Source organism: Holdemania filiformis, from assembly GCF_003459085.1.
In the GTDB taxonomy this organism is placed as follows: Bacteria; Bacillota_I; Bacilli_A; order Erysipelotrichales; family Erysipelotrichaceae; genus Holdemania; species Holdemania filiformis.
In genome coordinates, this window is the sequence record NZ_QRUP01000005.1 from 32,840 (window position 1) to 45,769 (window position 12,930).

Annotated in this window: 16 protein-coding genes and 1 tRNA gene; 16 read left to right on the top strand and 1 reads right to left on the bottom strand. The window is 51.6% G+C overall.

What is annotated here, in order from left to right:
- The first annotated feature begins 2 nt into the window (after window positions 1-2).
- The 11 genes from ribF (at window position 3) to DWY25_RS05490 (ending at window position 7,478) form a co-directional block, all read left to right on the top strand.
- Window positions 3-941, top strand: coding sequence for a riboflavin biosynthesis protein RibF (gene ribF / locus DWY25_RS05440; protein ID WP_181981711.1), 939 nt, complete (start codon window positions 3-5; stop codon window positions 939-941).
- Window positions 934-2,265 carry an RsmF rRNA methyltransferase first C-terminal domain-containing protein gene (locus tag DWY25_RS05445; RefSeq protein ID WP_117894397.1) on the top strand — a complete coding sequence of 444 codons (1,332 nt, stop codon included), beginning with the start codon at window positions 934-936 and terminating at the stop codon, window positions 2,263-2,265. The genes ribF and DWY25_RS05445 overlap by 8 nt, the downstream gene beginning before the upstream one ends.
- Window positions 2,266-2,279: 14 nt before the next feature.
- Entirely contained in the window at window positions 2,280-3,653 is a 1,374-nt protein-coding gene (locus DWY25_RS05450) for a nucleotidyltransferase family protein (protein ID WP_006059103.1), read from the top strand.
- 64 nt (window positions 3,654-3,717) lie between these two features.
- Window positions 3,718-4,191: a SpoIIIAH-like family protein gene (locus DWY25_RS05455; RefSeq protein WP_006059104.1), complete on the top strand. Its 474-nt coding sequence runs from the start codon at window positions 3,718-3,720 to the stop codon at window positions 4,189-4,191.
- A gap of 85 nt (window positions 4,192-4,276) precedes the next feature.
- Window positions 4,277-4,606 carry an Asp23/Gls24 family envelope stress response protein gene (locus DWY25_RS05460; protein WP_039864357.1) on the top strand — a complete coding sequence of 110 codons (330 nt, stop codon included), beginning with the start codon at window positions 4,277-4,279 and terminating at the stop codon, window positions 4,604-4,606.
- 52 nt (window positions 4,607-4,658) lie between these two features.
- Entirely contained in the window at window positions 4,659-5,063 is a 405-nt protein-coding gene (locus DWY25_RS05465) for a PPC domain-containing DNA-binding protein (protein ID WP_117894398.1), read from the top strand.
- Window positions 5,063-5,917, top strand: a complete 855-nt coding sequence (locus DWY25_RS05470; RefSeq protein WP_117894399.1) for a patatin-like phospholipase family protein — start codon at window positions 5,063-5,065, stop codon at window positions 5,915-5,917. Before DWY25_RS05465 ends, DWY25_RS05470 begins: the two co-directional genes overlap by 1 nt.
- A gap of 259 nt (window positions 5,918-6,176) precedes the next feature.
- Complete coding sequence (gene infC, locus DWY25_RS05475) at window positions 6,177-6,719, top strand: translation initiation factor IF-3 (RefSeq protein WP_006059108.1); 543 nt, start codon at window positions 6,177-6,179, stop codon at window positions 6,717-6,719.
- Between the two features lie 22 nt (window positions 6,720-6,741).
- Window positions 6,742-6,936, top strand: a complete 195-nt coding sequence (rpmI, locus tag DWY25_RS05480) for a 50S ribosomal protein L35 (protein WP_006059109.1) — start codon at window positions 6,742-6,744, stop codon at window positions 6,934-6,936.
- Window positions 6,937-6,956: 20 nt separating this feature from the next.
- A complete protein-coding gene (gene rplT, locus DWY25_RS05485) occupies window positions 6,957-7,316 on the top strand; it encodes a 50S ribosomal protein L20 (protein WP_117894400.1) in 360 nt (119 codons plus the stop codon).
- A gap of 86 nt (window positions 7,317-7,402) precedes the next feature.
- Window positions 7,403-7,478, top strand: a tRNA-Glu gene (locus tag DWY25_RS05490).
- A 48-nt stretch (window positions 7,479-7,526) separates the two neighbouring features.
- On the opposite strand, the gene DWY25_RS05495 is transcribed toward DWY25_RS05490, so the two are convergent.
- Window positions 7,527-7,751, bottom strand: coding sequence for a helix-turn-helix domain-containing protein (locus tag DWY25_RS05495; protein ID WP_117894401.1), 225 nt, complete (start codon window positions 7,749-7,751; stop codon window positions 7,527-7,529).
- A 344-nt stretch (window positions 7,752-8,095) separates the two neighbouring features.
- On the opposite strand from DWY25_RS05495, the gene DWY25_RS05500 reads away from it, so the two are divergent.
- The 5 genes from DWY25_RS05500 to DWY25_RS05520 all read left to right on the top strand — a co-directional run bounded on the left by DWY25_RS05500 (window position 8,096) and on the right by DWY25_RS05520 (window position 12,877).
- Window positions 8,096-8,932: an Mrp/NBP35 family ATP-binding protein gene (locus DWY25_RS05500; protein ID WP_006059113.1), complete on the top strand. Its 837-nt coding sequence runs from the start codon at window positions 8,096-8,098 to the stop codon at window positions 8,930-8,932.
- Entirely contained in the window at window positions 8,929-9,315 is a 387-nt protein-coding gene (locus DWY25_RS05505) for a NifB/NifX family molybdenum-iron cluster-binding protein (RefSeq protein ID WP_117894402.1), read from the top strand. Before DWY25_RS05500 ends, DWY25_RS05505 begins: the two co-directional genes overlap by 4 nt.
- A 94-nt stretch (window positions 9,316-9,409) precedes the next feature.
- Window positions 9,410-9,985 carry a GNAT family N-acetyltransferase gene (locus DWY25_RS05510; RefSeq protein WP_117894403.1) on the top strand — a complete coding sequence of 192 codons (576 nt, stop codon included), beginning with the start codon at window positions 9,410-9,412 and terminating at the stop codon, window positions 9,983-9,985.
- The gene (locus DWY25_RS05515) at window positions 9,982-10,884 is read left to right on the top strand and encodes an ABC transporter ATP-binding protein (RefSeq protein ID WP_006059116.1); all 903 of its coding nucleotides are present in this window, start codon (window positions 9,982-9,984) and stop codon (window positions 10,882-10,884) included. Before DWY25_RS05510 ends, DWY25_RS05515 begins: the two co-directional genes overlap by 4 nt.
- Window positions 10,859-12,877: a hypothetical protein gene (locus DWY25_RS05520; protein WP_117894404.1), complete on the top strand. Its 2,019-nt coding sequence runs from the start codon at window positions 10,859-10,861 to the stop codon at window positions 12,875-12,877. Before DWY25_RS05515 ends, DWY25_RS05520 begins: the two co-directional genes overlap by 26 nt.
- The last annotated feature ends 53 nt before the right edge of the window (window positions 12,878-12,930 follow it).

Consider the following 12,930-nt stretch of genomic DNA (forward strand, 5'->3'; position numbering starts at 1 on the left):
CAATGAAAGTAGATATGATAAAAACGCATGGCGAGCCGGTTCTGACCGAACCGGTCTGCGCCTGCATTGGCTATTTTGACGGTCTGCACCGCGGACACCGGGCGCTGATCGACGAAACGATCCGGCGGGCAAAAGCTGCTGGATGTGAAAGCGCGCTGATCACATTCTCCCCCGATCCTTGGATTACGATCGGACGGATGCAAAAGGTGCAGCATTTAACGACGTTGCAGCAGCGCATCGAGCTGGCGGGCAAAATGGGAATCGACCGGGTGATCGTGCTGGATTTCGTTAAGGAAATGGCCGAGCTTTCGCCTTCGGCGTTCATCGATATGCTGGCGGAGCACTGCCGTTTGAAGGCATTGATCTGCGGATTTGATTTTCATTATGGAAAGTTCGGCAGCGGCAGCGTGGAAACGCTCAAAGCCGAGGCCGCCGGACGGTTTGACGTCGTGGTGATTGAAGCGGTCAACGATCAGGGAGATAAGATCAGTTCCTCGCGGATCAGCCGTTGTCTGGAACAAGGCGACGTGGCGGAAGCCGGACGGCTGTTGGGCTATCCCTATGAAATCCGCGGCGTGGTTGTGCATGGCCGACAGAAGGGCCGCGAGTGGGGGTTCCCTACCGCAAATTTAAAGACTGAGGAGGAAACGCTGCTGCCATTAGGCGGAGTGTATGCCGGCGAGGCGGAAAGCGGAGGACGGAGCTGGAAGGCAATGATCAATATTGGACATAATCCAACCTGCAATCCGGTCCGCGAGCTGTCGGTCGAAGCCAATCTGCTGGACTGTACGGAAGATTTTTACGATCAGCCGATGCGGCTGCGCTTTTACAAACGGCTGCGGACGGAGCGGCAGTTTGCCTCATTGCAGGAACTGATCGAGCAGCTTCACCGCGATCAGCAGGCTGTCCGCGACTATTTTCAGGAACTGCGCGATGAATGAACAATTTTTAGCGCGGATGCGGGAGCTGCTGGGGCCGGATTATGATGCTTACGTTGAAACCTTGAACAACCCGCCGTTTCGCGGGTTGCGCGCCAATTTGTTAAAAATCCAGCCGGATGCCTTAGTCAAGCGTCAATTCGCTTCCTTGTCGCCGTCGCCGTTTGCTCAGGAAGGCTTTGTGCTGACCGGCTCGGAAACAGGACTGGGCAATCATATTTATCATCGACAGGGATTGTTTTACATGCAGGAGCCGTCAGCCTCATCAGCGGTGACCATTCTGGATCCGCAGCCGGGCGACTGGGTGCTGGATTTATGTGCGGCGCCGGGCGGGAAAAGTACGCAGATCGCGGCGCGGATCGGTCAATCCGGTTTTCTGATCGCGAATGAAATCGACGGCGGCCGGGCGCGCGTCTTGATGAGCAATCTGGAACGCTTGGGCGTCAGCGAAGCGGTGATAACCCATGCTTCCCCGGAACGGCTGTGTCCGCAGCTTGGCGGCTGGATGGACAAAGTGTTGGTCGACGCTCCCTGCAGCGGTGAAGGTATGTTTAAAAAGGAAGACCGGGCGCTGGCCGACTGGAGCGTCGAACATGTCCGGGCCTGTGGCCAGCGGCAGCAGAAAATATTGGAATCGGCGGTATTCACGCTGAAGGAACAGGGAATTCTCGTCTATTCAACCTGCACCTACGCGCCGGAGGAAAACGAACAGGTTATCGATCAGTTTCTGCGGAAGCATCCGGAAATGGAGCTGATTGACTGCAGCGTGGATTTCGGCCGGCCCGGTTTGTCAACCGGACTGGTCGACGGCGCGAAAGTCCGCCGGATCTTTCCGATGGATCAAGGCGAAGGACACTTCGTTGCGAAGCTGCGTAAAACAGTGGCTCAGCCTGCTGTCCGTCAGCGGTTTTTCAAAAGTGCGCCGCTGTCGTCAATCGTCCGGGAGTTTCTCAGCGATCAGCTGACGGACCTTTCCGATCTGCATTTCCATCTTGAGCAAGACCGGCTGTCTTTGATGCGCCATGAATTTATCCAGCTGGAGAACATTCCGGTGCTGCGGCAGGGCGTTATGGCCGGGGAAATCGTCAAAAATCGAGTGGAGCCGCACCATCATTTCTATATGTCCGCTCTGCTTCAGGACCGGTTTAAGAACACCGCGGCGCTGGATGAAAACCAGCTCGCGCAATATTTGCAGGGGCTGCCGTTAACTGCCGCTGCTCCGCGCGGTTTTCTCTGCCTGAGTTATGAAGGCTATCCCGTCGGCTTTGGCAAGAGCGACGGCGCCGTGATTAAAAATAAATATCCCAAAGGACTGCGCACACGCTGAAGGAGGCTGATCCCATGCGTCTTGAACTGTTCGATTTGATCGACGATTCGGTCAAACTGCTGGAATTGAACAACCCGTCTTACCAATATGTCGAAGGAGCGATTAAAGGCTGCTTCGAGCATCTTCTGGAAGACTATATGGATTATGTCGTCGGCTTCAGCTCGCGGATAAAATCAATCGGCTCGCTGAAAGAAAAAATGATCCGCAACAAATACTATCTGCAGTTTTCAACAGGCGAGGAAGTTCTCAATTTCCTTCCCGATCTGATCGGCCTGACCGTAGAATGCCGCTTTATCAGCGATGAAAACCGGATTTACCAGGCGATCCGCCATCATTTCAGCTTTGTCGAAGATCAGGAATATGCCCAATGCATGCTTTATCCGGATCTCTGTCTGAATCTGGCGATGCCCCAGCCCCAGCTGCAGCGCAACGGCTTTACGATTTACCGGATCGACGGTTATTATTTATTCAACGGCCGTAAAGTGAATTTTGAACTGCAGATCAAATCCATGGTGCATTCCTTCTGGAGCGAGATCGAGCATCAGGTCGTTTATAAAAATACCCAGTATGTGATGTTCGACAGCTTTATGAAAGACATACTGGCTTCGATCCGCGATAATCTGGATGTCGTCGATCACCAGCTGGAAATCGTCTATACCCAGATTCTCAACCAGAATAAAGACAAAGATATCGGCATGAGCGAACGGGGTTTCAAGATGTTTATGGCGAAATCGATCAGCGACCTGTATGCGATCAAAATGATTGAGTCGATCGGATTTACGACCGATTTCAAGAAATGCAGCGCCGTGCTCAGCCAGTATATCTATATTAAAGACTTCGTTCAGTCGGATCAGCCGCAGCAGAAAATGGTCGAATATTTCGAACATTTCAACCTGTTGAAAATCAGCGATCTTGATTTCACGGAACCGATTACGCTCGAGAAAGAATTTATCCATTACGATCCGTTCTGCGATGTGCTCGGCCGGTATTGGCAAAGCATCATCAACATTGATTTTGAGTGGCATGTGTTCTTCGTCATGCTTTTCGCGATCCAGCCGGGCAACAATATCCAGGACTTCACGATGTTTGTCGAAGTGCTGAAATCATTGATTGTCAACCGCTTCTGGTACGAGAAGAAATTCACTGCGCTGGACAACGTCAGTGCCCAGACGATCCGCGACGATCTGCTGCGGTGCGTCGCGGAAGCGATGGTGGAGGTCGGCAAGGTCGAGATCATCCACGAAGACCGTCTGCTTCAGATTATGGAATTGTTTCATGAGGAAATCGACCGTCTGGACGAGATGTTGGAAAGTCTGGAGGAATATCAGCTGCAGCGCAAGGATATCCTTACGCATCTGAAGCATAAAATCTGCGCCCTGTTTTATTGATCTTCAAAACGCTCATAACCAGGCTGCCTGCCGCATACAGTACAAGTGAGCAGGAGGCCGTGATATGAATAAACAGGCATTTGCATTTCTCACTTTATTTACATTGATTCTGATGCTTTCAATCTACTATGTGACGCTGCCGGCCGATCAGGGACAATTGAATCCCGATCAGCTTTTAACCGGACAGAACGAGGATCAGGATTCCCTGGCCACGATGCAGCAGCAGCTGCAGGACAAACATAATGCCCAGGCCCAGAACTCCCAGTCGATCGTCGCGTCGCCGTCGGCCAGCACCGAAGAAAAACAGGACGCGCTGCAGCAGGCGGGACAGGTGGAACAAAACAAGAAGACTGAGGAAACGATTGTCGCTGCGCTGAGTCAGGCCGGAATGGAGGGCTGCGTCGCGGAGCTGGAGGATGAGGTCGTGCGGATCGGATGCCCGAAAACACTGGCAGGGGCGGAGAACGCTTCGAAAATTATGAAGATCGCCGCAGATCAGCTGCAGGATGAACGGGTGCCGGAAGTCACGTTCAAGTAGGCTCGCTAAAAATAAAAACCCCGTTTCATTTTCTTTGGCATCTTGGGCTTTCTCTGGTATAATAGGAACAAAGAAGGTGAATGAATTGGCTCAGGAATATATTCAGATTAAAGAAAAAGACGAAGGCACAGGCCTGATCGCCTTATCAAAAGGTGTATTTGAAACGATTGCCCAGATCTCGATCGACGACGTCGACCAGGCGTATGCCATCGAACCGACAACGCTGAAGAAACCGATTCAATGCAAAATCGCAAACAACCGTTTAAACGTTATGGCGGAAATCAAAGTGAAATACGGAGCCAACGTGAATGCGGTCTGCGAAACGCTGCAGGATCGGATCTACCAGAATATTCTGCAGATGACCAGCCTGAAATGCAATCTGGTTGACGTCAAGGTCGTTGGATTTCTCTTTTAACAAACAGCCGGATTTCATTCCGGTTTTTTCTTTTTTTCAGGAGGTATCGTAAATGAATACAGAATGTTTCAGAGTGCTGCCGGGACAGGATCTGGCGGAGACGATAGAACGCTATTGCGCCGAGCGTCAGATTCAGGCTGCGGCGGTTATGGCCTGCGCCGGCTGCTTGAGCGTCGTCCGGTTCCGGATGGCCGACGGCGTTACGATTTATGAAAAACAAGTTGACGCGGAGATTGTTTCGCTCAGCGGTACGATCAGCGAGCAGGGGATGCATGTGCATATCAGCGTATGCGATCAGGATCTGCATACTTTCGGCGGGCACCTGACGTCTGGCTGCCTTGTCAACACGACGGCGGAGATCGTTCTGCTTCACTTGGACGGTTGGCGGCTGACGCGGACGCCGGACCCGTTGACCGGGTATGACGAACTGAACGCGGAAAGGGTTGGTGAAGCGTAATGGAAGAAACAAAGATCGGCCTGGTGCTGGAGGGCGGCGGCATGCGCGGCGTGTATACGGCGGGCGTGCTGGACGCGTTTTTAGACGCCGGTCTGGAATTTGACGGGACGCTGGGGGTTTCCGCCGGCAGCTGCCACGCCGCGAGCTTTTTATCGAAACAGCGCGGCCGGGCTTACCGCGTCAATGTCAGCTATCTCAACGACTGGCGCTATTGCAGCGTGCGTTCGTGGCTGACGACCGGGGATTTTTTCGGCGTGAAGATGCTTTATGATACGATTCCCAATCAGTTGGATTTGTATGATCATGCCGCATTTGCGCAACGCCGGGGCTGGTTTCGGGCGGTGGTGACCAATCTGGCCAGCGGCGAAGCGGAATATCCGCTCATCGAAGATCTGCATCGCGATATCCGCTGGCTGCAGGCTTCCAGTTCGCTGCCGTTGTTGTCGCGCACAGTCGAAATCGAGGGTCAGGAATATCTGGACGGCGGGATCAGCGATTCGATTCCGGTCAAGGAAGCGATGCGCCTGGGCTGCGAAAAGAACGTCATCGTACTGACGCAGTGCGCTGAATATCGGAAAAAGCCGAACGAACTCATGCCGTTGATCCGCACGAAATACCGCCGCTATCCGAAGCTGATCGAGCAGATGGCAACCCGTCATCTGCGTTATAATGAAACGCTTGAGGAAATCGAAGCGTTAAAAGCGCAGGGCAAGGTATTGGTAATCCAGCCGCAAAAGCCGGTCGTTATCGGCCGCTTGGAAAAGGACCGCAGCGAGCTGCATGCCTTATACCGCGCGGGAGTTGAAGACGGCGCGGCTCAGGCGGAAGCGCTGCGGGAGTTTATGCAGCGCTGAAGCTGAAGATTACCGAGGCGATCCGCACTTCGTTAAGCAGGCTTGTGGCGCAAAACATTCCGCAGCCGGATAAGTTTTGGAAAAAACCTTTGACAAGCCGTGTGTTCCATGGTAAAGTAAACAAGCAAAGAAAAAGTATGTAGAAAGTAGAAGTGCCCCTTCTCACCTGATGTCCTTCAGACTTGGGTTGACGCTGCAAACACAAAGAGAACTGTGTAAGTAGAAGCGGGTATTCTAGGAGTACCTGCTTTTTTGCAATATGGAGGTGTCGTTTATTAGCAAGAAAGTCATGACCAACGATGATCTGGTCAATGAAAACATTCGTTTCAAAGAAGTCTTAGTCATTGGCCCAAAAGGAGAGCAGCTAGGCGTGATGATGCGCCGGGAAGCCCTGGAAAAAGCCTACGATTATGAACTTGATCTGCTGTGTGTCGCTCCGAATGGAAATCCGCCGGTCTGCAAGATTGTCGATTACGGACGGTATCGTTTTGAGTCGCAGAAAAAGGCGAAAGAAGCCAAGCGGAATCAGCATGTCACAGAGGTTAAACCCATGCGCTTATCCCCGGTTATTGATACGCACGATTTTGATACGAAGCTTCGTCAGGCCCGCAACTGGGTTGAAGACGGAATGAAGGTCAAGATTGATATGCGCTTTCGAGGCCGTCTGATCACGCGCCTGGAGGTCGGCAAAAAGGTTATGAATAGCTTCGTCGAACAGATGTCGGATATTGCGTCCGTTGAAAAGGCTCCGGCCCTGGAAGGCAATACGATGTCTGTGGTTCTGACACCGAAGAAGAAATAAAAAAGTATAGGAGGACTTGATTATGCCAAAGATGAAAACAAAAAAGGCGCTGGCAAAGCGTGTTAAAAGAACAGGCAGCGGAAAACTGAAGAGAAGCCATGCTTATATCTCTCACTTTGCAGCAAACAAAACCCATAAACAGAAGGTACAGCTGAGAAAGTCGGCGCTGGTCGACAAGACCGACATGAAGCGGATCAAGTACCTGATTCAGGACTAATTAGAGGAGGACGTTAGAACATGCCAAGAGTAAAAGGCGGAACTGTTACCCGCGCAAGAAGAAAAAGAACATTAAAGTTAGCGAAGGGCTATTTCGGCTCGAAGCACCTGCTGTACCGTACAGCCCACGAACAGGTCATGCGTTCTCTGCGTTACTCCTATATCGGACGTAAGCAGCTGAAGCGCGATATGCGCAAACTGTGGATCGCACGAATCAACGCTGCGGCGAGAATGAACGATATGAGCTATTCTCAGCTGATGCACGGCTTAAAGCTGGCCGGGGTCACGATTAACCGCAAGATGTTGTCGGAAATCGCGATTCACGACGAGAAGGGCTTTAAGGCGATCGTCGAAACCGCAAAGACAGCGTTAGCGAAATAAGTCAGAACCTGAATGAAAAAAACGGTGCAATTCGCACCGTTTTTTGTTGAATATTTTCTTTTGATAAGCTATAATAATTAAGCACTGGCTCGTTGGTGAAACGGTTAACACAGCGCCCTCTCAAGGCGTCATTCACGGGTTCAAATCCCGTACGAGTCACCATAAGAAAAATAAGACCCGATGAGGGTCTTTTTGTTTACCGGGCAAGGATCAAAGCGAAGTTCCGCAATCCGGATCGGATGGACGGATGCAGACGACTTTTTCGATGGGAACCTCCAGAATCGAGCACAAGATATCGACGGTGACTAAGGTCAGCGGCTTATTTTTGCGCATGCGATGAATCGTGCCGCGGCTGATATTATGATGGTAGATCAAATCGTACTGTGTTACGCCAGTTTCCTTCAAGGTTTTCCAAAATGGACTGTAATCGATCATAAATTCACCTCATTTCACTACCATTCTAAGCGGTGAACGAAAAGGTTAATATTGCCAACAAATCAGGAATATACCGGATTATGCTTACAAAAACCAGGTTTTACGGCGTTCCTTCACTGTTTTTTCAGCTTTGTTCCTCATAGGTTAGGATTTGTGTTTTGTGCAAAAAAACGCAAAAAAGAATTGGAATCTTCAGGAAAAGTAAAATTTCTTTTTGATTTCTCCGGATAAGAATCCACCCAAACAGGAAAACCATTTCAAAAGATTTCAGGCACAGCGTTGGATTGTTGTAAAAAGAAATGGTATAATATCAATCGTGAGAAAAAGAATTGAGGGACTAAATTATGAGTGAAACATGCAATCACGACTGCGGCAGCTGCAGCGCTAACTGCGCCAGCCGGCAGGAGCCGCAGAGCTTTTTGGAAAAACCGAATCCGCACAGCCGGATCCGCAAGATCATCGGCGTCGTCAGCGGCAAGGGCGGCGTCGGCAAATCGTTAGTCACTTCGCTGTTAGCGGCGACGATGCAGCGGCGCGGGCATCAGAGCGCCGTTATGGATGCCGATATCACGGGCCCGTCGATTCCGAAGGTGTTCGGGATCCATGGCATGGCCTATGGCAATGAAGACGGAATTCTGCCGGCTGTCAGCTCGACCGGCATTCAGATCATGTCTGTTAACCTGATGCTGGACAACGAGGAAACGCCGGTCATCTGGCGCGGACCGATTTTAGCGGGGATGGTCAAGCAGTTTTATGGCGAAGTGATCTGGTCGGACGTCGACTTCATGTTCGTCGACATGCCGCCGGGAACCGGCGACGTTCCGCTGACCGTCTTCCAGTCGCTGCCGTTAGACGGCATCGTCGTCGTCACCTCACCGCAGGAATTGGTTTCCATGATTGTTGCCAAAGCTGTCAATATGGCGAATATGATGAACATCCCGGTGCTGGGCGTCGTGGAAAACATGAGTTACCTGGAATGCCCGGACTGCGGCAAGCGGATCGAAGTCTTTGGTCACAGCAAACTTGACGAGGTCGCAGCGGAGAAGGGACTCGATATTCTGGCGCGGCTGCCGATCAATCCGCAGTTTGCCAGCCTGTGCGACGCTGGACGAATTGAAGATTTTGAAGGCGAATGGATGACGAAAGCGGCTGAAAAACTGGAAGGACTGTTGGAGAAATGAAGCAGATAGCGGCAATTCCTTACGAGAACGGACAGGTTTTCGGACATTATGGTAAGACACAGGCGTTTCTGATCGCGACCATAGAAGCCGGGAAACTCGTGAACCGCGCTGTCGTGCCGACAAAGGGCAAAGGTCATGGCGAACTGGCAGGCTTTCTAAAGGAACATGGTGTAACCGTATGTCTGTGCGGCGGTATGGGCGAGGGTGCGTACCAGACGCTGACAGCGCAGGGTATCACGGTCATCCGCGGTGTCAGCGGCAGCGCGGAAGCGGTGCTGGAAAGCTATGCAGCAGGACAGATCGCAGATGATCCGGAAGCGGTCTGCACGCATCACCATGATCAGGGCGAAGGTCACAGCTGCAGCTGCGGCAAGCATTCGTAAAAAATAAGATCCTGTCATAAAGGCTTAAGAAATTGAGCCTTTTTTTCATTTCCCGGCTCGGCTATAATGAAAGAAGCAAAGGTAGGAGATTGCGATGAACATCAAGAAAATGATCGGTGAGAAAGTCATTTTATCACCGCTGGACAGTCGGGAGGCTGAACGGCTCGTCCATTGGGTCAATGATTTGGAGGTGACGCTGGGCACGACGCTGGCCGCTTCCAACATCACCTTGGAGAAGGAAATCGAGATATTAAAGCAAATGGAGCAGGGCGGACGGGATTTCTTAATTATCGCCCGCGACAGCAAGCAGCCGATCGGCACCTGCGGCATCACAAACTGGGATCCGGTTAACCAGTGGGCCAGCGTGGGTATCATGATCGGCGACCGGAATTATCACAACCAGGGCTGCGGCAGCGAGGCGCTGGGCCTGTTGTGCGATTACTGCCTGAATTTATTAAACTGTCACAGCGTCCGCCTGGAGGTCTATTCGTATAATCTGCCGGCGATCGCCTGTTACAAAAAAGTCGGTTTTGAGGAATGCGGGCGTTATCATCAGGCTAAGAAAATCGGCGGCCAGTGGTACGACTGCATCCAGATGGAATTGTTCGCGGAACAGTTTGAATCCCGCTGGGTGAAACCCGCCGTCAGCCGCAGGCAGGTGAAGGCATGATCGTCGCGGAAAATCTCGGCAAGAAATTTCGGAATAAAACTGTCATCCGGCAGATGAACTGTGCGATCAAAGAGGGCAGCATCTATGGTTTAGTCGGCGCAAACGGCGCGGGAAAATCGACGTTTTTGCGGATGCTGGCAGGGGTGTATCAGCCCAGTGAAGGCAAGGCCGAGATCAATGGGGAAGCGGTGTTTGACAACGCGAAGATTAAAAAAGAAATCGTTTTTATTCCGGATGAGCTGTACTTTTTTCCCAACTACAACTTCCGGATGATGGCGGATTATTATGCCAGTCTGTACGAGCATTTCGATCGCCACCGGTTTCAGATGCTGTGCGATCATTTCAAGCTTGATACCGAGGCGCGGATTCAGAATTTCTCCAAAGGTATGAAGCGGCAGGGCGCGTTGATTCTGGCGTTGTCGACTCGGGCGCATTATTTTTTCTTCGACGAAACATTTGACGGACTGGATCCGGTCATGCGCTCGCTGGTAAAATCGGTGCTGTCGGAGGACGTTGCCCAGCGTAATTCAACGGTGCTGTTAACCTCGCATAATCTGCGGGAGCTGGAAGATCTGTGCGATCACATGGGACTGCTTGTGGAAGGGCGGATCATGTTTGAAAGTGATATCGACTCGTTGAAAACCGAGATGTTTAAGGTGCAGATTGCGCTGCCGGATAAGACGTTTGACCGCGATGAATTCCGTCAGCTCAAGGTGCTGTATTACAAGAAAAGCGGGTCGATTGCGACGATGATCGTCAAGGGCGACCGCGAGCTGGTGACCGATGTGCTTCGCAGCAAGCAGCCGATCATCCTCGATCTGCTTCCGCTGTCGCTGGAAGAAGTGTTTATCTATGAAATGGAGGGATACGGCTATGAGTTCGATTCGCTCCGTCTTTAATTTTAAAGTGTTCTGGCAGAATTTCCGCAGCGCTCAGGGACTGCTTTTGGTGGCGATGATCATTTATCAGGCGGGAATTCTGATCAATTGTTTTTCGCTCAGCCGCGCGCCGGAGGTGATGCAGGTCGCCGCGTTTTCCGAAATTTCAGGGATCGTCAGCTTTCTGGCCTGTTTTCTGCTTCCCCTCGCAACCTGCGCGACGTTGTTTGATTTTCTTTTCAGCAAGAAGAAAAGTGATCTCGTGTTTTCCTCGCCGGTCCCGCGTAAAACTTTATACGGGTCGAACTGGGCCGGAGGGATGCTTTTCCTGCTGATCAACGTTCTGATCGCGGCTCTGATGCTGCACATTACGCTGCTGCGCAATCCCCAGCTGATCGTTGAAAACGGCGTGGTGATCCGGTTTCTGATCTTGTGGGGCTTAAGCATGATGATGGTGTATTCGTTCTGCTGTCTGGCGGTGTCGCTGACCGGCAACCGCTTTGTGCAGTTTGTCCTGGTCGCGGTGCTGACCCTTCTGCCAGGGTGGTTTCACTATACATTCCAGACGCAGTTTTACAATTATGATCAGCTGTCGCAGACTGAATTCTCAAATTCGAAGGCGACGGATACCCTGACCAATCCCTACTCCATGCGGATCGTGAAGGATGAAGGGAGAACCGATACGCTGCCATATATCGCGTTCGATCAGCTGACCAGCAGTCTGTCCGGCATGCGTCAGTCGTTCCGGGTGACGGATTACAACAACCACACGGCATTCAGCTACAGCCGCTGCTGGATAATGCTGATCAATACGCTGGCGGCTTCCGCGCTGGGCTGCTGGGCGTTTATCCGGCGCAAGGTCGAAGTGGCGGAGACTTCCTTTATCAGCGAAGCCGCGCATGAAGCGGTGCGGATTGCGGCTTTTGTGCCGATTTTCTATACGCTGGGCATGAAGGACTGGATTTCGGCGCTTCTGTATGCGGGCATTCTGTTGATTTTATACCATCTTTACGATTATCTGGCACGGCGGGAATTCATCAGTCTGCGCAAGACGCTGATCAGCTTTCTGGCGGTGGTGGTGATCGCAGCGCTGATTCGTTTTCCGATGCGGATTCTGGTCCGCCGCGAGGCTTCGCGGCAGATCCCGATCGAGGAGGTCAGCGCGGTCGGCATCGCGCCGTCTTCGCTGGCGGGCACGCGTCAGTACGAGGCGTTGCTGAAGCTGCGGCTGGAGGATCCGGAATTGATCCGGCTCATCTTCAAAAGCAACGCTAAAAACGAATATACCGAAGGCTCGATCAACATGATTGTGCGGTTTTATCAGGGGCAGGGGTATTCTGATTTCTATGTGAATTTTTCACCGGATCAAATTCCGCCGCTGGAAGCGATATTAAGCGCTAATGATCAATATCAGCTGCTTTACCGCGGTCTTGATCCGCAGTCGGTTTATTGGATTGAAGCCAATGGAACTTCAGCCGGACTGGACAAGAGTCAGGTCGATCAGCTTGCCCGTCAACTGCAGCAGGAGCAACAGCAGCAGAGTTTTTCCGATCTGCTTCACGAAACAAAGCAGATTGCCTGCCGCCAGTCCGAGGATTCCTATTGCTTTTTGAGTTTAGCGCTGATCTCGTTTGAAAACGGTGAACGCACTGAGCAGAATGTCGATTTGCTTCGCTACCAGTCCGTCTTTCAGCTTTACAGCTCGTTTGTCAACCAGCAGTTTTTAAAGACCTATGCCGATCATGTGCGGTTTCTGGATTTTTACAGTATGTATGACAATCAGCTCGAACAGATCCGCCAACAGAGTGAACTGGATTATGAAAGCTTTAATTTAAGGCTGTCTGAGTGGCTGGCTGAAAACTTGCCGGAGCAGCTGCAGAAAGCGCCGCTGTCCTCGGAGGAATTCATGACGCTTGCCTATTATGATTCCCAGCGGCAGCGTCAGGGCGCGATCTTTATCGAGAAGAATGAAAAATGGCAGGAATTTGTCAGTTCGCTGACGCAACCGGAATAAACTTCACTTAGTATTCACATCTTCAGGGTAGAATAAGAAAGAAATCAGGGGGT